At 43.4% G+C, this 25,085-nt stretch carries 17 protein-coding genes and 1 riboswitch; of the genes, 15 read left to right on the forward strand and 2 right to left on the reverse strand.

The window, feature by feature from the left end; genetic code table 11:
* Positions 1-163 precede the first annotated feature (163 nt).
* Both MHI51_RS04030 and MHI51_RS04035 read left to right on the forward strand, forming a co-directional pair.
* Entirely contained in the window at positions 164-1,537 is a 1,374-nt protein-coding gene (locus MHI51_RS04030) for a hypothetical protein (RefSeq protein ID WP_341001185.1), read from the forward strand.
* Positions 1,538-1,617: 80 nt separating this feature from the next.
* Positions 1,618-2,274 carry a M48 family metallopeptidase gene (locus tag MHI51_RS04035; RefSeq protein ID WP_405174038.1) on the forward strand — a complete coding sequence of 219 codons (657 nt, stop codon included), beginning with the start codon at positions 1,618-1,620 and terminating at the stop codon, positions 2,272-2,274.
* Between the two features lie 57 nt (positions 2,275-2,331).
* On the opposite strand, the gene MHI51_RS04040 is transcribed toward MHI51_RS04035, so the two are convergent.
* A complete protein-coding gene (locus MHI51_RS04040; protein WP_076276982.1) occupies positions 2,332-4,029 on the reverse strand; it encodes a PucR family transcriptional regulator in 1,698 nt (565 codons plus the stop codon).
* Positions 4,030-4,569: 540 nt separating this feature from the next.
* Here MHI51_RS04040 and MHI51_RS04045 point away from each other — a divergent pair.
* The 8 genes from MHI51_RS04045 (at position 4,570) to MHI51_RS04080 (ending at position 13,267) form a co-directional block, all read left to right on the forward strand.
* Complete coding sequence (locus MHI51_RS04045; protein WP_405173617.1) at positions 4,570-5,280, forward strand: DUF2877 domain-containing protein; 711 nt, start codon at positions 4,570-4,572, stop codon at positions 5,278-5,280.
* 3 nt (positions 5,281-5,283) lie between these two features.
* Entirely contained in the window at positions 5,284-6,828 is a 1,545-nt protein-coding gene (fdrA, locus tag MHI51_RS04050) for an acyl-CoA synthetase FdrA (protein WP_405173618.1), read from the forward strand.
* 1 nt (position 6,829) lies between these two features.
* Positions 6,830-8,260, forward strand: coding sequence for a DUF1116 domain-containing protein (locus MHI51_RS04055; protein WP_076220603.1), 1,431 nt, complete (start codon positions 6,830-6,832; stop codon positions 8,258-8,260).
* An 89-nt stretch (positions 8,261-8,349) separates the two neighbouring features.
* Positions 8,350-9,891, forward strand: coding sequence for a xanthine permease (locus MHI51_RS04060; RefSeq protein ID WP_405173619.1), 1,542 nt, complete (start codon positions 8,350-8,352; stop codon positions 9,889-9,891).
* 34 nt (positions 9,892-9,925) lie between these two features.
* Positions 9,926-11,191, forward strand: a complete 1,266-nt coding sequence (locus MHI51_RS04065; RefSeq protein WP_076276986.1) for a tetratricopeptide repeat protein — start codon at positions 9,926-9,928, stop codon at positions 11,189-11,191.
* Positions 11,192-11,227: 36 nt separating this feature from the next.
* Positions 11,228-12,178, forward strand: a complete 951-nt coding sequence (arcC, locus tag MHI51_RS04070) for a carbamate kinase (RefSeq protein ID WP_076105343.1) — start codon at positions 11,228-11,230, stop codon at positions 12,176-12,178.
* A 192-nt stretch (positions 12,179-12,370) separates the two neighbouring features.
* A complete protein-coding gene (locus tag MHI51_RS04075; RefSeq protein ID WP_076221251.1) occupies positions 12,371-12,952 on the forward strand; it encodes a hypothetical protein in 582 nt (193 codons plus the stop codon).
* 21 nt (positions 12,953-12,973) lie between these two features.
* Positions 12,974-13,267 carry a transposase gene (locus MHI51_RS04080; protein ID WP_076276987.1) on the forward strand — a complete coding sequence of 98 codons (294 nt, stop codon included), beginning with the start codon at positions 12,974-12,976 and terminating at the stop codon, positions 13,265-13,267.
* Positions 13,268-13,336: 69 nt separating this feature from the next.
* Here MHI51_RS04080 and MHI51_RS04085 read toward each other — a convergent pair whose 3' ends face one another.
* Positions 13,337-15,058 (reverse strand): cellulase family glycosylhydrolase, encoded by a 1,722-nt coding sequence (locus MHI51_RS04085; RefSeq protein WP_076276988.1) that lies wholly within the window; start codon positions 15,056-15,058, stop codon positions 13,337-13,339.
* A 341-nt stretch (positions 15,059-15,399) separates the two neighbouring features.
* Positions 15,400-15,601, forward strand: a riboswitch (cobalamin riboswitch).
* Positions 15,602-15,763: 162 nt separating this feature from the next.
* Between MHI51_RS04085 and MHI51_RS04090 the strand changes: the two genes are divergently transcribed.
* The 5 genes from MHI51_RS04090 (at position 15,764) to MHI51_RS04110 (ending at position 24,735) form a co-directional block, all read left to right on the forward strand.
* Positions 15,764-20,431, forward strand: coding sequence for an S-layer homology domain-containing protein (locus tag MHI51_RS04090; RefSeq protein WP_405173620.1), 4,668 nt, complete (start codon positions 15,764-15,766; stop codon positions 20,429-20,431).
* A gap of 71 nt (positions 20,432-20,502) precedes the next feature.
* Positions 20,503-21,492 carry a DUF4430 domain-containing protein gene (locus tag MHI51_RS04095; protein WP_341001191.1) on the forward strand — a complete coding sequence of 330 codons (990 nt, stop codon included), beginning with the start codon at positions 20,503-20,505 and terminating at the stop codon, positions 21,490-21,492.
* Positions 21,492-22,382, forward strand: coding sequence for an energy-coupling factor transporter transmembrane component T (locus MHI51_RS04100; protein ID WP_076130087.1), 891 nt, complete (start codon positions 21,492-21,494; stop codon positions 22,380-22,382). Before MHI51_RS04095 ends, MHI51_RS04100 begins: the two co-directional genes overlap by 1 nt.
* The gene (locus MHI51_RS04105; RefSeq protein WP_341001193.1) at positions 22,355-24,025 is read left to right on the forward strand and encodes an energy-coupling factor transporter ATPase; all 1,671 of its coding nucleotides are present in this window, start codon (positions 22,355-22,357) and stop codon (positions 24,023-24,025) included. Before MHI51_RS04100 ends, MHI51_RS04105 begins: the two co-directional genes overlap by 28 nt.
* Positions 24,007-24,735, forward strand: a complete 729-nt coding sequence (locus tag MHI51_RS04110; protein ID WP_036684891.1) for an ECF transporter S component — start codon at positions 24,007-24,009, stop codon at positions 24,733-24,735. The genes MHI51_RS04105 and MHI51_RS04110 overlap by 19 nt, the downstream gene beginning before the upstream one ends.
* Positions 24,736-25,085: the final 350 nt, after the last annotated feature.

Genomic DNA, 25,085 nt, shown 5'->3' on the forward strand with positions numbered 1-25,085 from the left:
CAGGCTGTTTTTTTATTTGTGTGAATTGATGGCCCTTGTGGCTTTGTTATTTCAAAGACAATATATGATTTACAAAAAAATTTCCAGAGACTATTATATTTCTATGCGTAATATTTTCCTTTTTTAACTAGATTATTGTAAGAATTTATCTTTGGAGGTTCAAATGAAAAAGCACGACAAAATCATTTCCTTCATCTTCATGTTCATTATGATGGTGACGGCTATTTTCTGGGTAAACTCGACCACTAGTTGGTCTATGATGGGTACCCTTGCTTCCGTGGCCTGTTTCGTACTTTTTGTATTATTGGGACTCCGCATTATACCTGTTTTGACAGATTTTGTTCTGACAAATCCAGCACCTGAAGTAACTCTGGAAAATAAAACACGGGACAGAAAGCAGGCTTGGCTATATATTATCGGCTGGGTAGTGGCTAGTCGGGTCTTGCTTATGATTATCGGGTATATATTTTTGATCATACAGAATGGCTATTCCGGCGGTTTGTTTAGCAAAATAGCTGAGACCTGGCATATATCAGGAATCGACGCTTCACATTATTTGGGCATCGCGGAGAATTGGTATGTGACGGAGGGAGATCCGAAATACCATATTGTATTTTTCCCTTTTTTTCCAAATCTAATTAAAGTAGTTCAGGTATTCGTAGGGAATTATCTCGTCGCTGGATTCATCGTTTCTAATATTTGCTCGCTTGTCGCTGCCTTGGTCGCCTATGAGCTTGCCGCACTAGACATGCATCGAAAGAGTGCTATGCGAGTAGTAAAGTATATTTTTATATTTCCGGCTGCGTTCTTTTTCTTCATCCCAATGACCGAATCTTTATTTCTGGCCTTATCGCTGTTGTGTTTATATTTTGTGAGAAAAAAAGAATGGCTCATCGGATGTTTATGCGGTGCACTTGCAGCGTATACGCGTTCTCCAGGGGTACTGTTGATTGTACCGGTTGCGATTGAATTTGCACGAGAACTTATCGGGAATTATAAATTACTAGAGAAAAAAGCGTTTATACATAAACTGACCACCGCCATTGGCTGTCTTGCTATCATATCGATGGGTTTGCTGGCTTATCTTTACATCAACTACTATGTTACGGGAAATGCTTTTCAGTTCAGTATTTACCAGAGGGAGCATTGGTCACAGAAGTTCTATCTCTTTTTCGATACCGTAAGATATCAGATGGAATATGCGGTGGGCACCTTTAAAAGTGGAGATAGCCGTTCTTTTCTCGGCATGTGGCTGCCTAATTTAATCGCTATATTCTCAGCACTAATTATCATGTTTATGGGAGCAAGAAAACTACGGCCATCCTACACTGCTTATTTTATCGTGTATTTTGCTTTCGTAGTGGGAGCTACCTGGCTGCTGTCAGCCCCGCGTTATTTGCTTGTTGCATTTCCGCTAGCTTTTGCTGCCGTTGCGCTCACTAATGAAAAGCCGAAGGATGTTGCACTCACTGTTATATCTGTTGTGGGTAGTATACTGTACTTGGCAATGTTTGTAGCGGGATATCCGGTGTATTGAGGAATCGTGTTAAAATAGGAGAACGCCTAGGTGCGTTCTTCTTTTTTATTGCGAATAATCTTATAGAAACGATGGTGGGTATGAAGATTGATTACGACAATCAGGTGATCGAGTTTAATGTTCAATATGGAAACGGGAAAAAAATCTCCATTCATATAGATTCGTCAGGGCGCATAACACTCAAGGTACCTAAGAAAACATCTGAAGAGACGATTAAAAGTGTGGTTGAGCGTAATGGAAAAATGATTGTGGAGAAGCTGCAAAGTCTCGAAGCGGCTCGTGAAACGCCAAAGATGATCAGAGCGTACGAAGATGAAGGAAAGTTCCTGTATCTAGGCAAATATTATTCTCTGCATGAGCTTATAGAGACAGCGGAGCTAAGAGAAGAACAACTTCAGTTAAAGCTGAAAAAGTTCTATTTCTCTAGCTGCAAGAAGCTTATAGGAGAGCGGATCACTAGGTACCAGACGCAGCTTAGAGTAAAACCTAAGAGTATCGAGATTGTAGAGTCCAGGACCAAATGGGGAAGCTGCAGCTCCGATAAAAAGCTAACCTTTAACTATCGTCTGGCCATGGCTCCCGTGGAGGTTATCGATTATGTGATCATCCATGAGTTATGTCATTTGCTGCATATGAACCATGATCGTTCCTTTTGGCGACGGGTTGGAAGCCTAATGCCGGATTATAAGGAGAAGGAAGAATATTTAGCAAGATATGGACGGGCTATGACGTTATGAAAAAAGGGTATTCCAGTGCAACTAGAGTAATGGTTGCCGGGAATACCCTTCGTTATTTTAACCCCTTTGCAGCAATCGATAGAGGTTAAGTGCCAGTTGAATCTCGAATAGCTCATCTGAGTTTTTCAGATCTATATTTAGCAAATCTTTGATTTTATCAATCCGGTAAATAAAGGTGTTGCGGTGAATAAACATCGCTTTGGCGGCTTCGGTTACATTCTGATTGTACATAAAATAATACTCCAAGGTAGACATGAATCTCGTGTTCATCGTCTGGTCATGTTCATGGATGCCTCCCAGAACTTTGTTAAAGAATGTCTCCATTTCCGTAGGCTTAATATTGGAATCCAAAAAATGATAGACAGAATAATCCTCGAAGTGAGCAATGCTCCGGCTGTCTTTATTAAACCGCTGCATGAGCCGCATAGCTTCCTGGGCCTCGAAGAAGCTTCGATGGAGATAAGCAAGTGTCTTATACTGACTGCCAATGCCGATGAGAAAATGATTTTTAGTCATTTCCTGAGCCAGCAACTGCAGCACCTCTTGAGCAAAGGCTTTCGTATCGCTTACGGAAATTGGCGGTTTATTTTCATTTTTTCCGATCAAGATGATGATTTGCTGATTGCGATAGTAACAGATTAGCTCTCCACCTGCATTACTGGACAAGCCATAGATCAAATTGACACATTTTTTGACCATATGCTCCATTTCGTATTTTCTATAAACCATGTCCGTGTAGTTTTCCAGCTGTGTAGCTTCAATATGGATAACTGTACAATAATACGCATAGTTAACTTTAAGCCCATGCATAGCAGATAGGGAATGCAGTGTTTCTGTTGAAGTAATATTGCCAGCTAATAAGTCGTCGAAGAAGTCCTGCCTAATTTTATGCTTTACCTCTTCGATTTCCTTGGCTTTGATCCGGTCCAGTGCAAGCATCGTGGATACATGCTCTAACGCGGTGTAGTCAAATTCAACCAGCTTGCGTACCGTTTGCAGAACGACGATATACGCGTAAGCGTTACTGGATACAGAAACCGGCATAATGCAGCACTTGTACGGCTGTCCCTGAGAATAGTAGGTGCGTTTGATGGATTTTTTGATTTCAGTAATATACTTTGGGAAAGCTACCGTGAACTCTGGTGGAAAAACTGGCCTGTTCTTCACCAGTGGCAGGAATTCCTGAAGTGGAGATGGGTTATCCTTATGATCCGTATAGCAGAGTAGGTTCCAGTCTCTATCTAATATAAGAACAGGGTTGTGGATCGTGTCGGACAATTCCGCCGATATTTGCTCAATACCGCCTCCTTCGAGTGCGATTTTGAACAGCGCATTATGAAGGTCGAGCGAACGTCGGTTCACTGCATCGTAATCCGCGTTGGTCTTTTCGTTAATGATCGCAATGACTCTGGACAAGGTGTATTCAAAAGGGAGCTCCAGTAGCGGGAGTCCATGCTTATCAGCAAGCTCGATCATATTCTGCGGGATAGCATCGAAATATCGCTTCATTTTGATGCAGAGTCCTGCACAGTTATTCTCCACCAGCTCATGAATGAATTTGTTCTGCAGCTCCGTGCTGTCTTTGAAGATATATCCGGTGGATAAAAGCAGCTCGTTCGAGGTCAGCCAGTCAAATACGTCCGGATTCTCGATGATATTAACTACGGAGATTTGATTGTTTAGGCCAGAATGCCCCGCAACGATCTTTATGCCTTCGATGGATTTGATTTGTAAGATATCTTTTATCGTTAGCATCAATTCACACCCCTTATCTTCACCCATTGTGCAATGTGCATAGTGATTACTTGTTGTTTTTAGTGTTCTTGTATGATGACCCCCAGTGTGCGGAGGACTACAATAAGGGTGTCAGGTAACGTTTATCCGTTAAACTGTGATATATTTCACAAAAATATCCTTTTTCACACAGAAAGCAGCTCAATCTTCATCATTCTTGGAATTTTATGAACTGAGTGTAACATCTTCTATCATTCATCATCAACCGTTAAGGTTTTTTATGAGAACGCTTTCTATATAGGATAACCTGACAGTAAGTGACCAAACCATTATCTACTTCCTTCTCAAGGGGGCGATCAAACGGAGCATTCTCAGAGCAAGTGTACCTCTTATTTAAAAGCTGGGATATCCAGTGATAGCGCGTTCTTTCATCGGATTCGAGAATCAAGATTTTTCGGAAATGTACACAGCATATTTGAGCGGACGATAAATGTAAGGTGCAAGACAACTGATGAATTATATACCATTGCGAGCAGTAGGATAGATAATGCGCCTAATACTTTGATCACAGAGGTTAGTAGTTTTCCGGATCTTGGACTGGTTGTGGGAGAAGAAGTTTTTTCGGAGAATGATCAATTATATATTGGCACTAAGCTTTCAATATCGATCAAGGAACTGACAGTTTGGCAGAGCTCTTTATCTATTTTTCCAATAGAACTAAAGACGCTAAGAGATAATTTGGCTGCGGCAAGGGCTTATATCAATAGCTATGGAAAACCAGGCGGTATGAAGCAGTTTGCGGGTTCTAGCAGCTTTGAGAGAGAAACGATGCGGCTGCTGGAAGAACGATCTTCAGGTCTTCTCAATGCCTTGGCGAATGACAGCATGGAAGATGCTGCTCATTATGCAATTCGACTAATGGGATTAGGCCCAGGGCTGACTCCGTCGGGAGATGATTTTTTAGTTGGATTGTTTGCTGTGATCCATCTGCCTCGGAGTCCTATTAGTAAATATCAGCCGTGGTGCAGGGAAGTCGTGATCGAAGCAGCTGAATTAACGAATGAAATAAGCTATATGGCTCTGAAAAAATCGGCTTGGGGTCAGGTGAGAGAGTCAATGGGTCAGTTGCTGCATTCGCTCATGTATGAGAGTAAGGAAACTATGCTTCTTGGCTTATCGGCAGTGCTGGATATAGGTTCTTCTTCCGGAACAGATATTGCCTTGGGGATCATTAGCGGTTTGAATCTTAATCTAGAACAACGTTGGAGGTAAGATATGTCGACTAAAATAGTAATTAAAAGAAACACATACTTTGATTCCGTCTCGCTCATGTCGTTGTCGACCAAAGCGAATCAAATAGAGGGTGTCGAACAAGCTTTTATCGCAATGGCTACTCAAATGAATAAAGAGGTATTAGCGAATATAGGGCTGATAACCCCTGAGCTAGAGGAAGCTAAGAATAGTGACCTGATGATCGTAATCAAAGCAGCATCCCCTGAGCTGGCTGAAGTTGCCTTTGAAGCAATCGAAGAGCTGTTTATTAAAAAAGACAGTGCAGTTGGCGGTACAGAGCTTAAATATCCAACAATTGAGTCGGCAGTGAAGAATATGACAGCAGCTAATCTTGCAGTGATTTCAGTCAACGGAGCGTTTGCAGCCAGAGAAGCAAGAAAAGCGCTGGAGAATAATCTCCATGTCATGATGTTCAGTGACAACGTAAGCGTAGAAGACGAAATTGAATTAAAAAAAATAGCACATGAGCGTGGATTGCTGATGATGGGGCCGGATTGCGGAACCGCGATCATTGGAAATATGGCCTTATGTTTTGCTAATAAGGTTCGTAAAGGCAATATCGGCATCGTGGGTGCATCCGGCACAGGAAGTCAGGAAATCAGCGTGCGGATTCACGATTTTGGCGGAGGCATCTCACAGTTGATTGGCACAGGCGGCAGAGACCTAAGTGAACGTGTCGGCGGAGTAATGATGCTTGATGCGATGAAAGCGCTTAACGAAGACGAAGCCACTAAGGTCATTGTGTTGATTTCCAAGCCACCCGCCAAAAGTGTGGAACAAAAAGTGCTGAATGAAATCAAAAATATGCATAAGCCTGTCGTGGTCTGCTTTATCGGAGGAACGGAGGAAGCTGTTCTGGAAGCAGGTGGACATTTTGCCAAAACAACCAAAGAGGCCGCGCTGAAGGCGGTAATTCTATCCGGCATTGATGAGAGTCAAATTGACAAGCATCCGCTAAACCTTCCACTGATTGAAGAGATTAAGGTCAAGCTGAAGCCAGAACAGAAGTATATTCGCGGGTTATTCTGCGGCGGTACTTTATGTGATGAAGCAATGTATCTAGCGATGGAGAAATACGACGATGTCTATAGCAACATTCCAAAAGATCCGGAATATCAGCTGGGTGATATCCATATCAGCCAAGGACATACGTTTATTGATTTTGGGGATGATGGGTTCACTAACGGCAAACCACATCCGATGATTGATCCTTCTTCACGGATTGCCAGATTCAAGCAGGAAGCAAAGGACCCGGCGGTGGGCGTGATCATTATGGATTTTGTATTAGGCTATGGATCGCATGAGGATCCAGTAGGTGTTATGGTACCTGCAATTATTGAGGCTAAGCAAGCAGCGGAACAAGAAGGCAGACATTTGGAGATTGTCGGCTATGTACTTGGAACCGATCTGGATACACCTTCCGTCCAAGAACAGCTTGATAAGCTGGTATCCGCGGGCGTTACCTATGCAAGCAGTAATACGAATGCAGGACTTCTTGCCAGAGGTTTTGTAGAGAAGGGAGTATAACATGAACAGAATCAATGAGTTATTTAAGAGTGAACTTCACGTTATCAATGTCGGCCTAGAAATGTTCAAGGATGATATCCTGAAGCAAAAAGGCAACGTAACCCATCTGGAATGGAAGCCACCTGGTGGAGGTAAGCCCGAATTAATTGCCGCACTGGATGCGTTAGAGCAAGAGGGAATTGTTGCAAAGATTGAGGCTGCCAACAAGCTGGCTGTAGAGCGAATCGTGAATTCACAACCGGTATTGGTTGGTTTTGATCAAGCGATCAATGTCGTACCAGGGATGACTAAGACTACGATATTACATGCAGGGCCTCCGATTACCTGGGATAAGATGAGTGGTCCCATGAAAGGTGCAGTTACCGGCGCTTTGGTCTTTGAGGGCTTGGCGAAGGATCTGGATGAAGCTGCCGAACTAGCGGCATCAGGTGAGATTACGTTCTCCCCTTGTCACGAGCATAATTGTGTGGGGTCCATGGCAGGGGTAACCTCAGCCTCTATGTTCATGCACATTGTAGAGAATAAAACGTATGGCAACATCGCTTATACGAACCTTAGTGAGCAACTGTCGAAAATCTTGCGGATGGGTGCAAACGATGAAACGGTCGTTGCACGTTTGATCTGGATGAGAGATGTGCTTGGACCGATGCTGCGTGAGGCGATGAAGTTCTCTGAGAACGGCATTGATCTGCGGCTCATGTTATCACAGGCGCTCCATATGGGAGATGAATGCCATAACCGCAACAACGCTGGAACGACTCTTTTGATTCAGGCATTAACGCCGCTTATCCTGAGAACGGATTTTACTAATGAGCAGAAAATCGAAGTGTTCGATTTTGTGGCAATGAGTGATTATTTCTCCGGACCAACCTGGATGGCTCTTTGTAAATGTGCGCTTGATGCTGCCCATGGCATCGAGTATAGCACCATCGTAACAACGATGGCCCGCAATGGCGTGGAATTCGGTATTCGTGTCAGTGGAATGCCAGGCAATACCTGGTTTACCGGCCCTGCGCAAAAGGTTGTCGGACCGATGTTTGCAGGGTATAAGCCGGAAGATTCGGGACTCGATATCGGTGACAGTGCGATTACCGAAACGTATGGTATAGGTGGCTTCGCCATGGCAACCGCGCCGGCGATTGTAGCATTAGTTGGGGGAACCGTAGATGATGCCATGAACTATTCTGTGAAAATGAAGGAAATTACTACAACGGAGAATCCAAATGTGACGATTCCTTTGTTGAACTTCCGCGGAATTCCTACTGGAATCGATATTCGTAAAGTGGGTCAAACCAGCATTATGCCAGTGATCAACACGGCTATTGCCCATAAGGATCCAGGTATCGGAATGATTGGAGCCGGAATCACTCATCCTCCAATCGAGTGTTTCGAGCAAGCCATTCTCGCTTTTAGCCAGAGCATGCATTCATAGAACCACCCGCCCTTCAGGCCTATTCAAGGGCCTGAGGGCTTCATAAGCCATTGGTATGTAAGCGCTAACGATCTAGGGGGAGATTTATTATGGATCAAGTATTTATGAAGATGTTCTGGAAAAAGGGAGATTGGGCCGCGTTTTTCGGGCTGCTTGCTAACAATTTAACCAATCTGCTTACGATGATTTCATTGTTAATTTTTGTAGTAGGATTTCCGGAAGGTATGGTTTACGGCAGAGTCGTTCCTGCGTTTGGACTCGCGATTTTTATCGCAAGTATTGCTTATGGCTGGTTTGGATATCAGCTAGCCAAAAAAACAGGCCGAACGGATATAACCGCATTACCTTCAGGACCTAGTGCTCCATCGATTTTTACGGTAACTTTTCTAGTGTTAATTCCCGTATTTAGAGAAACCAATGATGCATCATTTGCGCTGCAAATTGGTCTCGTATGGTGCCTGTTCGAAGCTTTGATCCTTATTGTCGGCTCATTTCTGGGAGATGTGCTGCGTAAGGTTATTCCAAGAACCGTACTTTTATCTTGTTTGTCTGGACTTGGATTGTTATTGCTGGCCATGAACCCGATGCTGCAATCCTTTGAAACACCAGTGGTTGCCTTTGTTGTACTTGTGATCATCTTTATTAACTGGTTTGGCAAATCGCCGATATTCAAAAAAATTCCTACAGGATTTCTGCTGCTGATTGCTGGAACCGCGCTGGCTTGGATATTCAGTTTGCAGAATCCAGAAGCGATCACAACGGCTCTTTCAACACTGGGGTTTAATCCACCTGAGGTGCATATTACCAGCTTAATTCAAGGGATTCCGCATGCCTTGCCATACCTGGCTTCTGCAATTCCATTGGGACTGGCGAATTATATTTTTGACCTTGAAAATATTGAGAGCGCACATGCTGCGGGAGATCCTTATAACACTCGTAACGTTATGCTAACGAACGGGGTTGCTTCAAGTATTGGTGCTTTTACAGGTAATCCGTTCCCGGTAACTGTGTATATTGGTCATGCAGGCTGGAAATCTATTGGGGCTGGACTTGGTTATACCATAGCTTCTGGTTTCTCCATGTTAATTATTTGTCTCTTTGGCATAGGGGCACTGCTGTTGTCTATCATACCTGTTGTGGCGATTGTTCCGATTCTGGTCTATGTCGGGGTCGTTACGGCGAATCAGGTGGTTCGAGAGACACCTAAAAATGAAGTGCCCGTTATCTTTATCACCTTGTTCCCATGGATTGCTAACTGGGCTTTAACGCTTGCGAACAACATTTTTAATGCGGCTGAAACTTCGGCTTCTAAGGTGGGGATTGATCTCTTATTAAGTAAAGGGGTTTATTACAATGGGCTGATGCATTTAGGAAATGGTGCACCGCTTAGCAGCTTGATTTGGGGCTCCATCACTATTTTCTCTATCCTGAATAAACCACTGCGGGCTGCTGTCTTTGCTGTAATCGCGTCTGGCCTATCTTTATTTGGGATCATTCACGCGCCGACTGTTGGATTTGCTCAAGCTTCACTTATGCCGTTCGTATACGCCTATTTGATGGTTGCAGGATTATTTGTTTATAAGCATTTTTCAGACCTTCGTGACCCAGCGAACAAGCTGCAATCCGAATAAATAATTGATAAAAAGAAATAGGAGAGCTAAAGCCATGACTAATCAAACTCTGTCAGAAGATTTAATTCAAGCAGCGGATCGCGGGGATTTAGCTGCCGTAGAACAGCTTTTAGCTCGTGGTGCCGATGTTCATCATAAGGATGCCGGTGGTCGTACTGCGCTGATGGCGGCAACGCAAAAAAATCATATTCCTCTCGCTCAAAAGCTGATTGAAGCAGGCAGCGATGTGAATGCAAGAGATATCACTATGTTATCACCCTACCTGTGTGCCGGTGCCAATGGATTCCATGAGATTCTGTCTTTAACTCTTGCCGCAGGTGCGGATACAACCAGTGTAAATCGTTTTGGGGGAACTACACTGCTTCCTTCCAGCGAGAAGGGGTATCTAAGAACTGTTCAGAAATGCCTGGAAGCAGGTGTTGCAGTTAACCATATGAATAATCTGGGATGGTCTGCCTTGTTGGAGGCAGTAATTCTCGGGAATGGTGGCCGTTTATACTCCGATATTATTCAGTTGTTGGTGGATGCTGGAGCGGATGTTCAATTGCCGGATCGTGACGGCAAATCATCGTTGCAGCATGCAGAAGAACTGGGACAGGAGAGGGTCATCCGTATTCTCAATAAAGAAAAGCTACCGATTCATTCAAGTATTCAAAGCGCTCAAGAGCTAGCTCGGGCAGAGGATTTCCGGAAAGCAAGTTTGGTTATGGAACATGCAATGCAAGAGGACAGTAATAATTCAGACTTCTATTACTATAAAGGATACTTCTTAGGGGAACTCGGGAGATATGGGGAAGCTTTGGCAGCCTATCAACAGGCACTTACTATCGAACCGGATGACCTTGATTTCTATTTCTATACCGCAAATGCCTACCGAATGATGAAGCGATCCGAGCAAGCGTTAGCAGAGTATGATAAAGCGATAGAACGCGATCCTGGCGAAAGCTTCTTCCGCTATCATAAATCCAATTATTTAAGAGAGTTGGGCAGGCATGAGGAAGCGGTTAAAGTTATGGATCAGCTTCTGGAACAGCAGCCTGAACGGTATGATTTCTCGTTTCATAAGGCGAACAGCTTGAGATCACTTGGCCGGCATCAAGAGGCAGTTGAGGCGATTGAGAACGCAATTGCTAACGATCCGAGCAATCCTTTATATCATCATCATAAGGCACAGTCACTTGGTTTACTTGGTGATCATGAAATGGCCATTCAAGAAATAGATATTGCTATCAGCTATAATCCTGCCAATCCGGATTTTCACTCCGCGAAGGAACAATTTCAGCTGGCCCTTAAACGCTAATAAATGAGGATCAACTGATCCGTCAGGAGGAATGGAATGAGTAAATTTATAGTTGTAGCCATTGGCGGTAATTCATTGGTGAAAGACAATGGCCGCGATTCTATAGAGGATCAATCTGAGGCAGTACGTGAAATTGCTGTCAATATCGCTGATCTGGTGCAAGCAGGCAACGATGTGGTGGTTACTCACGGCAACGGTCCACAGGTTGGATTCGAGCTGAGACGAAGCGAGGTGGCTTCGGAAGTCACTGGAATGGATGTTACTCCGCTGGTCAATTGCGTGGCGGGCACGCAAGGGGGCATAGGCTATTTAATTCAGCAGGCCTTAACAAATGAATTCATTCATCGCAGATTAGACAAAAAGGTTGCCACAGTCATTACTCAGGTCGAGGTTAGCAAAAATGATCCGAATTTTCAGTCTCCCTCGAAACCAGTGGGCTCCTTCTTCACGCTTGAGCAAGCAGAGGAGATGAAGCGTGCCAAGCCAGATTGGGTCATCATTGAGGATTCAGGTCGTGGTTACCGCCGTGTTGTTCCATCACCTAAGCCGATTGATATCGTTGAAAAAGACGTCATTAAATCACTCATTGAGACGGGTTATGTGGTAATCGCTGTTGGCGGAGGCGGGATTCCTGTGATCAAAACCGAAAATAATACCTACGAAGGTATCGATGCGGTCATTGACAAAGACTTTGCTACAAGTCTGCTGGCCGAACAGATCGATGCAGAATCGCTGATCATTACAACAGGAGTTCCTCAGGTATGTGTGAATTTCGGTACGCCTGAGCAGAAGGCTCTTGAAGAAGTTACAGCGGCAGAAATGTTGGTATATGCGGAGCAGGGTCATTTTCCTGCTGGCAGTATGCAGCCTAAAATTGAAGCAAGTCTTAGCTTTTTGAAAAAAGAGGGACGTAGAGTTATCATTACCAATCCGGAAAATATGAAAGCTGCGATGAGCCAACAGGCTGGCACACATATTGTAAATTAATAGGATCTAATTTATCTCATTATTTCATGGAAACCGCCACTGATCTAAATCAGGGCGGTTTTTTGACATATTCATGAATTGTTATCTAACTGTTGCTTTCAGATGGCCATATTCTGGTGAATAAAAGGAAGATAAGAGGTAAAACTATGTCCACTATAGAGAAAAAAATACATTAAAATGCGGGGGTAAAAGATGATATCGAATAAAGGAACAACACAACGTTTTACCAGGGCTACAATTCTTTGTTGTATTTGTGCATGTATGGTATTGCTAAGTGGTTGCACTAAAGCAGCGGATGAGACTCAAGTGCCTACTCCAACAGCTCAAGTAGAAACTGCAGCACCTTCTGCAGAAGCAACTACACCTGTACCTACAAATAACGTAACAGAACAACCCCTAACATCTGCGTCACCCGGCTCAAATACTGGGAAACTTCCAGAGGGGGTTAGCGTTCAGAGAGTTATCAAGGAGGTTTCGTTAAAAGATAACTATCATAAAAAGGTTGAGCTGCTAACTGACGGAGGCAAGCAGGTCACCATTACAGATTCGAATCAAAAGATTGTTTTGCAGCAGATTGAATATGACGGAAGGATCACTGCTGTTAAGGGTAAACAGGTTACTGTTCAAGTAGAGGGCGGTAAAGAGCAAACCTTAACGATTCCTGATCATATAGTCATTGAAGATGAAGACAAGCTCGGATTGAATAATGGCGTTGAAATCGAGTGGACGGTAAATGCAGATGGACAAATCGAAAGTGTGGAATTGGACGATTAAAAATTTACCGAGGTGAGCTGGATGAAATTTCTAATCGTACTTGGTAGTATTCTTGTTCCCATTGTTATGCTGATGTTACAGGGGAAATCGATAAAGTGGCGTATGGTTTTTAATGTTGTTTCGGTCTTAAGTACGATTATCTTTGGAAATATTTCCGCCTTGGCGATTTACGAGATATTAAGAGATCGTGCTGTGTTTATGACCTCGATCCATGCGATATTTTTGAATCCAATGTTTCTTATTACCGGAGCCTATCTTGGCGTATATTTAATTTATCGGTTGATGATAATTTCGTATGATGAGGTTTATATGTGATAGGTAGAATACAAATAGGGATGTTCCCTGAAGGGACACCCCTATTTGTGTTGTTAACAGGACCGATGCTTAAGAGGACTTTCCTACAACGTTTGTTCCGCTCTTCGTGATCTTGTAGGTGATAATATCCCCATTCCAGAAGTGGAACTTCAGGATAACCTCGCCGTCTTTAACATCTTTAAAGAACGCGGGAAGCAGCTTGATTTCTTTAGTGTTATAAGAAGGTGAGAAGGTATTGCCGAATTCCTTAAATGGAGTCCAGTCCTGCGGACCTGCATTGCCACCAGCGGTATATACAGCTTCCATTGTGGCAAGCTGGTTACCATTAAAGGTGGTCGGAATGGCAAAGGATTCAGTCGTGCCTTTTGCATCGCTTAATTTAGCTGTGTCATACACAATGACCTTAAGTCTCCACGCAACACCCTTGTTGAATTTCAGAGTCAGCACGGCATTTTCACCGTATTTTTGGGAAGCTGTGAGCTTTTTGAGTTGGCTGGCTTTGAGGGTGAGCTCCTCACCATTTAAGGTGTAATCTTTACCTTTGGTCAGATACTTTCCGTTGGCACTAATGGTGGTCAGCTTATTGCCGTTCAGGTTTAGCTTAACCTTGGTATCTTTGATTTGTGCACCTTTTTTTAGGTAGACCAAATCGCTTTCGGTGCTGGAGGAACGCTCCTTCAGACCAGACATTAATACATTGTGGAGTTCAGGATCAGACCACTTATAAGTTTTACGGTTGAAATGCTGCCCGTTATCCCAGAGCATGGAAGTCATTTTCTTTTCTTTCAAATAATAAGTCAGATACTCAAAGAATTTAAGCTTCTCGCCCTGTTCAATCACACCCGTGTCTTTATCGAACCCGAGTAAACCAAATTCACCGACGATGACAGGGATGCCTTTAGCTACAAATGTATTGTAAACGTTATCAAAAGTTTGAGTGATATCGTTTTTTGTATCTTTTTCAAACGTGGTGTAGCCGGCAATGTTCACACTAAAAGGCCAGAAGCCATAGAAGTGAACGGTCGCAATAATATTTGGATCGTTCAGAGCCGTAATCGTCTTATAGAGATGATCCATTCTTGTTTGCGTAGGTGAAGACTCTAATGAAGGTAATACAAGTGGGCGGAGGTCGTTTTTCCCACCGGATTTGCGCACGATTTGATAGAAAGAGTTATTAAGTTCAGTAAGCATTTGCTCCATTTTTGCTTCGTCTGTGCTTCCACCATCGGTGAATCGAGGTTCATTTATGCTCTCGAACATCAGCTTATCGGATTTGTCCTTGAAGCGATCGGCAATTTGAGTCCAGGCTGCATTATAACGTGCCAGCGTTTCATCGTGTTTTTCTTCCATATGGCTTACCCATAGCCAGGAATCATGATGGACATTAATCATGACATAAAGCTTGGCGTCCAGTGCCCAGCCGACAACTTCTTCCACGCGGTCGAGGTAGGCCTTTTCTAGGGTATAGTCTGGTGCCGCACCCATGTGAGTATCCCAGGTCACAGGAATCCGAATGCTTTTATAGCCTTGAGCGGCGATCTTTTTAATAAGATCTTGGGTCACACGTGGATTGCCCCAGGAGGTTTCATCCTCACCTGTAGCATCTAAAGTATTGCCAAGGTTCCATCCGGGCTGCATTTCGTCTACATAGGATTGGATATTACTCTTTGGCGCTGCCTTAGCTTGTTGCTCGTCCTTAGTTGCAGCTGCGGCCATGGATGAGAACAGAGAGAGCAGAAGAGCGGTGACAAGTGTCAATGATAAGAAGGATTTCTGGATTCGCGTAGTCATTGAATTCTCCTTTGTGAGATAAATTTAGGATGCTTGGACCTGGCTTTGACGCTGTACTTGGTGGTTAGATGAACACAAACACCTCCAGTTTTATTTTGTAAACGCTTTCTGAATATACCCTAACATAGAATACACTTAGCGAGTACCTTACTAATTTGTGGTAAATTCATATAAGAATTAGTGATTTAAATTAATTTACCCCACAGTTGGATAAAGAAATTATTTGAATAACCCTACTCGTAGAAATTGGTTATTAAATAGGATTATCTCTAGCTGCCCGTTATACAAAAAAGAAATATAACATGACAAAAACATATATATTAGATATGATGAAGCATGAAAATTTAAAATTAGGAATAGGTGCCAACTATGAATGTTGCGGAAGTACAATCATAGATTGGTTAAATGGAAAGCGGGTGTGAATCCCGCGCGGTCCCGCCGCTGTGAAAGAGGAGTCCTTGCAAAATGCCACTGGGAAACTGGGAAGGCAGCAAGGGTGATGATACTTGAGCCAGAATATCTGCCTTTTTCTGTTACACCATCAAACTCTACGATCGATAGAGAGGTGCTTGAATAGTGTTTGCCAGCTATTATTGTGGTTCACTATCTTAACCTCTTGACGTTTATGTTGAGTGGTTTTTTTGTGGTTATGAGAAAGTTTATTCTGTTTTTTATCATAGGTATGAAGGGAAGGGTTATGGAAAAATGAAGAAAAATAAGTTTTTAGCGTGGTTACTTATTGTAGCTGTATTTATTACGACATTCTCTACAAGTGTAATCCCGGCTCAAGCAGATGGAGCAAGCTCTACCCTTAAAGGGTATGTATCTGTATCCGTAGAGAAATTCACCTTAGGCCAAGGGTATATTAACGAACCTATTAAAGTTCCGATTTATGAAGGCGATAATGGCGCATCTTTAATAACACGTGCGCTAGGTGATGGGAATTATAGATATTTAGGAAATATAGATAGTGGTTTTTATTTATCAGAAGTTAAAGATAGTGGCAGAAGTGAAGTCAATATTCCACAATATATTTTAGATATGATTTCAGCCGATGGGAATACAGTCGGCACTAAAGCAGACCCAGATTGGTTAAGTCAGTTTGACTACACCTCCATGTCGGGTTGGATGTATGCAGTAAATAATGTGTTTCCTCCGTTTGGGATGACCGATTATAAGCCTCAAGACGGTGACATCATTCGAACTCAGTTCACCACTTATGGCTATGGTTCTGATCTTGGCGGCTGGGGGGAAATCCCAGTTCAACTTGCCAATAAGGATGCTTTAACTGCGGAAATCGCCGAGATTAATAGTGCCCCTAATAAAGAAACTATTTTGGACAGACCAGTAGTGCAATCGGCAGTTTATGAAGCCTATTCCGTGCTCGAAAACATGGCAAGCTCTCAAATAAGTGTAGATCATGCGCTTGTCGGTCTTAATAATGCATTAGACATTGAACCCCCTGTTATTACAGTAAGTGGCATACAAGATAAACAGGAAGTATCCAATAAAGAAATAAGCTTCAAAGTAGCTGTCACAGACAATGTATATTATGACATTACTCCAGAAGTGAAGCTGAATGGAGTTACTTTATCACCTGCAAATGGGGAGTACAAAGCTACTCTGAATTCAGGCAGTAATGCAATTACTGTAACGGCTCTTGACGGAGCTGGAAACAAAACAAATGTAACTTATCAGGTTACTTACAAACTGGAAACTACAGTTGCCGTCAAACAACAGTTAGATAAAAACCTTGCTTATATTTTAAATACTGTAAAGAATCCAACGTTTGGAACAGGCAGCGGAGAATGGTCGATCCTTTCTCTGGCACGGGCGAACTATACAGTACCTAACGGTTATTATGATCTCTATTACAATAATGTAGCTACGAAAATAGCATCAATCATTAAAGAGGATGGAAAACTCGACGCCAATAAAAGCACAGAGAATTCCAGAGCGATTCTAGGACTTACCTCTATCGGAAAAGATATCACAAATGTTGCGGGATATGATCTGAGAAAAGCACTCGCTGATTATCAATATATCCAAAAGCAAGGCAATAATGGTCCGATTTTTGCTCTGATCGCGTTAGATAGCCATAACTATGAGATCCCTGTAGTTGATGGAGTTACAGAACAGACCACAAGAGAAAAACTAGTTCAGTACATTTTAGATAAAGAGGTTAAAAAAGGTACAGCAGAAGCTGGTGGCTGGGCATTAGGCGTAACCAAAGCCGATGTCGATATGACTGCGATGGCGATGCAAGCTCTTGCACCTTATTATGCAACCCGTGATGATGTAAAAGCTGCCGTGGATCGGGCCATCCAATGGCTGTCCGATAACCAAAACAATCAAGGCGGATTTACAAGCTGGGGAAGCACTAGCAGCGAGAGTATCTCGCAGGTAATTGTAGCCTTAACTGGTGTAGGTGTAGATCCGCACACTGACGCTAGATTTGTTAAAAGTGGAAATTCGCTTATTGATGCATTACTTAGCTTTGCTGCACCTGAGGGTGGATTTAAGCATATCCTCACAGGCAAAGTAGACAATATGGCAACGGACCAAGGTACGTATGCACTTGTGTCCTATGATCGTCTGCTCAATCATAGCAACCGTCTCTTTGATATGAATGATGTGAAACTGGAACAACCAGAAGAACCGGGGCCTGGGCAACCAGAGGGTCCGAAAGAACTTCCGTTACCTTCTGGGGAGAACCCGAAAGTTGAAATCCCAAATGACGCTAATGATTATATCGTTCCGATCAGCGCTGGAGATAGCAACAAAGAAATCACAGTAGCTATTTCAGAAGAAAATCAATCAAAGGTTAGTGTCAATTTACCAAGTAATAGCGTCCTTCCTCAGATAGAGGCCATAAAAGGTAACGTATCTGTAGTCATTCCTAAGGGTGCAAAAGTTACAAGTGGGGATGCCTCTGCGATTGAACTGATTTCAGCTTTAACCGGTGCAGAATCTGCACTAAAAGATAGTGTGAATCAGATTATTCCTGGGGACAAGAAGCTTGATAACATTCTTCAAGCATTTTCCATGGGTGGTAGTGCAAGAGTAGAATTTAGTCAATTTATTACGTTAACCTTTAAGGACCTTAAAGGAAAAGAAGCTGCTTATATTCAAAATGGCACCCCTCATGCCATTCAAAAATTTGCAAGTGATGACTTAGGTTTTGCAAGCGGTAAGTCTGAGTATGCCTATGATAGTGGAAATGACTTAATTGTAAAAACCAATCACTTCACTGACTACATTGCGTATGCTTCCAGTGCAGTACAAACACCTGGTGGCGACGGTGGTAACGGTAATGGTAGCGGAAATGGTGAAGGAAATGGCGGCAACAATGGTGGCGGAACCACTCCATCGAAACCATATGTAATCCTGTCCGTGGATAAGCTTACGATTAATAAGGGATATGTTGTTCCATCTGTACAGGTAGAGCTACAATCTGGTGACACAGTGTGGTCTGTACTAAAAAGAGTGCTGGATAGCCGCGGTATCGACTATAGAGATTCCTGGAACAGTGACTTTGGAAGTGTATATGTTGAATCCATAGCTGGTGATGGGGAATTTGACCATGGCAGCGGCAGTGGATGGATGTATAATGTGAATGGGAAATATCCTAATTATGGAGCATCTTCATATGACCTAAGTTCCGGGGACAGAATTCAGTGGCGTTATACTACGAATTTGGGTGTGGATCTAAATGCACCGATACCAACTACAAGCCCTACTCCAACCCCAACGCCTAAGCCTGGTGCTACTCCTGCTCCTGGTGGGGGAGCTAATCCGGAAGCCGGCGTTGATCCAAATGTGAGTCCTTCTCCAACAGTGACTCCTAAGGATCCTACCCAGAACACGAATGATATTAAACAACTGTATACAGATGCTGATAAGATCTCTTCCTGGGCCTATTCAGCGATTGAAACAGCTACAGTAAAAGGATATATCCAAGGTAATAATGGTCAGGTGAATCCGAAAGCTTATATCACAAGAGCGGAGTTCACTAAGATTCTCGTTTCTGCATTAGAATTTGATATTAAGAGTGATAAAGGTATTACCTATAAGGATGTCGCTCTAGGCGATTGGTTCTATCCATATGTGAATGCTGCGCATAAGGCAGGTCTAATCACAGGCTTTAATAATGAATTTAAGCCAAATGACAAGATTACTCGTGAGCAGATGGCAGCAATTATCGTCAGAGCATTGGCCATCCCGGCGACGAAGCCAGGAACAGCGATTAAAGATATCAACACCGTATCGGCATGGGCCAAAGCAGATGTAGAGACCGTTGTTGCGACTGGTTTGATGTTAGGTGATGATAATCAATTTAAACCTAAAGAGCTTGTAACTAGAGAAATGGCGGCTGTTGTAGCTACTAGAACCCATGATTATAAGAGTGGGAACAAAGTGGTTAGTCCGACTATTCAGAATAAAGCAGTTAGTTCTTATATTCAGAACACAGCTGCCTTTTTGCAAAAAACAGTAACAAACCCGGTTATCTCCTCGGTTGGCGGGGACTGGACAGTGTTCGGGCTGGCACGTTCAGGCGTGAAGGTTCCAGATAGTTATTACACTAAGTACTACGCGAATGTAGAAACAACTCTTAAAGAAAAAGCTGGGAAGCTGCATAGCGTAAAATATACGGAATATGATAGAGTTATTTTGGCATTAACTTCAATCAACAAAAATATTGATAAAGTGGCGGGTTATAACCTACTGGAACCGCTCGCGGATTTTGATACTGTAATTAAGCAAGGTATTAATGGACCTGTGTTTGCTCTCATTGCACTGGACAGTAATCATTACGACATTCCAGTGGTTAAGGGTGTAAAGACGCAGACGACTAGAGAGCTGCTCATTGATTATATTTTGGGCAGAGAGATCAGCGGCGGTGGATGGGCACTAGGCAGTAATGCTACAGCGGCTGATCCAGATATCACGGGGATGGTCATTCAAGGCTTAACGCCTTATTACAAAACCAACGCCAAAGTAACAGCTGCTGTGGACCGGGGGATTGCCTGGTTATCCAAAACACAGACTGCAGACGGTGGTTTTGCAAGCTGGGAATCTACAAATTCCGAAAGCATCGCTCAGGTGATTGTAGCTTTAACTGGCCTTGGTATTGACCCGCATAAGGATTCCAGATTTATTAAAAATGGACATTCCGCAGTAGACGCATTGCTTAGTTTTGCTGCACCTGAAGGTGGCTTTTATCACGTGAAGCAGGGTGGAGTAGGCAATGGAGGCGCGCAACCAGGAGAAGTAGATCTTATGGCTACGGATCAGGCGATGTATGCACTGGTTTCCTATGATCGGCTCGTTAATGGCCAGACACGTCTTTATGATATGACTGACGTCAAATAGAATTTTATTTAGAGAGATAAGCAAGGGTAGCGTGTATACCCTTGCTTATTATTTAAGGTGGGACTAGAGAAATGAACAAGAAGAAATGGTTAACCGCGATACTAATCATAGGTGTATTGGCTATTGCCTTCTTTTGGGGCGGGGATTACCAGAAGAGCCCAAACAAGGTCGCAAGTAGTAGCGTTGAGACACAGGTTATAGAGCCAGAGAACACTGCTTCCGCAACAAATGATGATGTTGAACACACTGAGGCCATCGCTACCGAGACAACAGAGATAACACCGTCAGCTACGCCAAGTGAAACAGCTAAGCCCATTGAAACCCTAAAACCAAATGAATCGGCAACACCAACGGAAGCTGTAACACCAACAGGAACTGCAGCACCAACAGAAGTTGTAACACCGGTCGCAACAACAAAACCTGCTGCAACGAAGCAACCGACCGCAACGCCGAAAGCGGCTAAAACGTCCGTGCCGGAAACGAAAGCGACGGCAAAACCAGTAATCAAACCGGATTCAAAAGTAGCGACAACAGAAACCAAGCAGGAACCGAAAAAGGATAAATTCCTTACCGATCCAGTACCGAGCGGGAAACCTAAGCCCGTGGAATGGCAAGATGCAACGGTAGATAAGAAGAAGCAATTAACGGCTACCTTGTCCGTCTCAGCGGCAACAATTTTAGATAACATGGATATTTTTAATCAGGATAAGCTTGAAGTATTGCCGGCAGATGGTATCATTTATAAAGCGCAGAAGGTAACCTTTTATGAAGGTGAGTCTGTGTTTGATGTTTTACTAAGAGAAATGAAAAAGAATAAAATCCATATGGAATTCAGTATGACGCCGATCTATAACAGTAATTATATTGAAGGTATAAATAATCTGTATGAATTCGATGCTGGAGAGCTTAGTGGATGGATGTACAAAGTAAATGGCTGGTTCCCTAACTACGGCAGTAGCCGTTATGTTCTCAAAGATGGAGATGTCATTAATTGGGTATACACTTGTGATCTAGGTCGAGATGTGGGTGGTTATGTAGCCACAGGAGGAGCTCAGAAATAATGAAGGATAGCTTTTCTACCTTTCATCCGTTTGTGAATTTTCTATATTTTGTTGTTGTATTGCTGTTTAGCATGGTGTTCATGCATCCTATATTTCAAGTGATTGCCCTTATTAGTGCTGTAGCCTACTCAATTATGTTAAAAGGAAAAAAGGGCATCCGATTTAATCTGCTTTACATGATTCCTTTTCTGCTGTTTATGGCAGTGATGAATCCTGTTTTTAATCACCAAGGGGTAACGATCTTGTTCTATTTAAACAACGGGAACCCTATTACGAAAGAATCGATTCTTTATGGCGTGGCAGCGGCGTGTATGTTTGTGACGGTAATTATTTGGTTCTCCTGTTATAACGTCGTGATGACCTCGGATAAGTTTATTTATATATTCGGAAAAATACTGCCGGCACTGTCGTTGATTTTTTCGATGGTGCTTCGTTTTGTTCCTAGATATTTAGCGCAAATCAAGGTGATTTCGAATGCTCAAAAATGTATAGGCCGGGATGTCTCACAGGGAAATCTCCTCGCGCGTGCGCGGAATGGCATTACGATCCTCTCCATTATGACTACCTGGGCTTTGGAAAATGCGATTGAGACAGCGGATTCCATGAGATCGAGAGGGTATGGATTGCCGGGCCGTACAAGCTTTTCTATCTTTCGGTTAGATGCCCGAGACAAAGTAGCCCTCTTGATCATGACAGGCTTAATTGCGCTGGTAGCCGTAGGGGCAGTGATGGGTGAGAACACCATGAGATTCTATCCGTCGATTAAAGCGAGCGCAATTACGCCTTTTAGTATTCTTATATATATCGCTTATTTTGCGTTATGTATGATCCCAGTGCTCATCAATATGGTGGAGGCAATGAAATGGAAATCTATCGAATCGAAGAACTAAGCTTTACTTTTCCTGAACAAGAGCAAGCGGCTCTTTCGAATATTAATCTTACGATTGAAAGTGGAGACTTCATTACTATTTGTGGAAAGTCAGGCTGTGGCAAAAGCACTCTGCTTAGGCAACTGAAAACAATTCTAACACCACATGGCAATCGCCAAGGGACGATTTATTATAAGGGTCAACCTGTAGAGGAGATCGATCAACGCACACAGGCCGCGGAAATTGGTTATGTACTCCAAAGTCCGGATAATCAAATTGTGACAGATAAAGTATGGCATGAGCTTGCCTTTGGGCTAGAGAGCTTGGGGTATGATCATTCTACGATTCGTCTGCGTGTGGCGGAAATGGCCAGTTTTTTTGGGATCCAGACCTGGTTTCATAAAAGTGTGACTGAGTTATCAGGCGGCCAGAAGCAGCTGCTTAACTTAGCCTCCATAATGGCTATGCATCCCTCGGTTCTAATCCTCGATGAGCCTACCTCCCAGCTAGATCCTATTGCGGCTTCCGATTTTCTGGAGACGGTCAAAAAAATAAATCGTGAGCTGGGAACAACCGTGATCGTGACCGAGCATCGTCTAGAGGATGTTCTTCCGCTTACAGATCGGTTGATTGTGCTGAATGAGGGAGCTGTGATCGCCGATGATACCCCGCAAAAGGTGGGCGAGGCTTTAAGTAAGCTGAACCATCCGATGTTTCTGTCCATGCCCTCACCGATGCAGATTGTTGCAGGAGTAGATCATGACTTAGCGTGGCCTGTGACTGTGAAGGAAGGGCGCCAATGGTTGGATGCTTTTCTAAAGGGTAAGACTCCTGCAACGGTGGCAGAAACTCAGCCTAGCACGAAAGAGGCCGGCCCTGTAGTCATAAAGTTTAAGGACGTATGGTTTAAATATGATAAAAATGGACCGGATATCATTAAAGATTTGTCGTTTGAAGTGAAGCAAGGGCAATTTTATTGTATTGTTGGCGGGAATGGAACAGGGAAGACATCGACGCTGTCGCTGATGAGCGGGATCCTTCAGCCATACAGAGGGAAGGTTCTTATCGGCGGGAGCAACCCTGCGAAGATGAATGCCAAAGCGTTGTTTACTAACAATCTGGGCATCCTCCCGCAAAATCCGCAAACCTTATTTGTGAAAAAAACAGTCGAGCTAGATTTATATGAAATGTTATCCCAGCTCTCTTTGACGAAGGAAGAAAAAACCGCCAGAGTTGAAGCTGTGGTAAAGTTCGCAGAACTGGAACATCTCCTCTCCATGCATCCGTATGATCTCAGCGGGGGAGAACAACAGCGTGCAGCGTTGGCGAAGGTGCTTTTGTTAGAACCAAAGATTCTGCTGTTGGATGAACCGACCAAAGGACTGGATGGACCCTTCAAAGAGAAGCTAGCCGTATTCCTGCAAAAGCTCAATGCCGAAGGCGTTACTATTGTAATGGTCTCGCATGATGTTGAATTTTGTGCCAAGTATGCTGAGGTCTGCGCCATGTTTTTTGATGGAAGTATCATCACTACGAATGAAGCACAGAAGTTTTTTGCGGGAAACAGCTTCTATACAACGGCCGCCAACCGTATGGCGCGTCATGTATGGAATGAGGGAGTAACGATAGAGGGTGTGATTGATTTATGTCAAAGAAGCAGATAACGGATCGTCGTTTGAGTCGTCGAACTTTATTAGCGGCACTACTAATCCTCATAGTCATTCCAGCTACGATTTTATTAGGCATCTTTGTGCTAAATGATCGGAAGTATTATTTTATCAGTCTATTAATTGTTATCTATACGATGATTCCTTTTGCGATGGTATTCGAGAACCGGAAGCCGCAGGCGAGGGAGCTGATCGTTATAGCGGTGTTAGCAGCCATTGCCGTGGCGGGACGCGCAGCCTTTTTTATGTTGCCGCAGTTTAAGCCAGTGGTTGCTATTGTCATCATCGCAGGGGTAAGCTTGGGTGCGGAGGCAGGGTTTCTGGTTGGCGCTGTTGCAGGCTTTGTCTCGAATTTCTTCTTTGGGCAGGGGCCTTGGACGCCTTGGCAAATGTTTTGTTTTGGCATCATTGGCTTCCTGGCGGGCATTTTCTTCAAGAAGGGTCTGCTTAAAAAGAATAAGCTGTCGCTGTGTATATTCGGAGGCTTAGCGACGTTTTTCGTATACGGAGGCATTATCAATATAGGCTCGTTGATGATGTTCACTTCAGAGTTCTCATGGCCGGCTTTAATGACCACTTATATTTCAGGTTTTTGGTTTGATATGGTGCATGCGATCTCGACGGTGGTGTTTTTGTTTTTTATTGCTAATCCTATGATTGAGAAGTTGGATCGGATAAAAACGAAATATGGGTTGATTGAGCCTTAGGTTCTTGGTATTAGCTTTTGGACGTTGTGCGCTTTTTACGCTGGCGGACGCTCCGCTTTTCCACAATCAGTCCGTTCTCTCCGCTGCTATCAGCGCGAATTCCAAAACACCAACACACAAACACAAATACAAACTAAAGGCTCAACGCCTCCCGCTTCGGTTTTTACCGGAAGGGGGAGGGGAACTAGTGGCTACGAATCAAGCCACTGTGACAAGCCACTGAAAAGAGAATATACCTAGTAGTGATGCTCCTAGGTGAAGACTTATAAAAACAGGCGATGTTCCGGTATCCGGTATCGCCTGTTTTTGTCGATTCTGTGGAGTATCTCATTCATTATGCCAAACGTCCT

Source organism: Paenibacillus sp. FSL H8-0260, assembly GCF_045040625.1.
Taxonomy (GTDB): Bacteria; Bacillota; Bacilli; order Paenibacillales; family Paenibacillaceae; genus Paenibacillus_AQ; species Paenibacillus_AQ odorifer.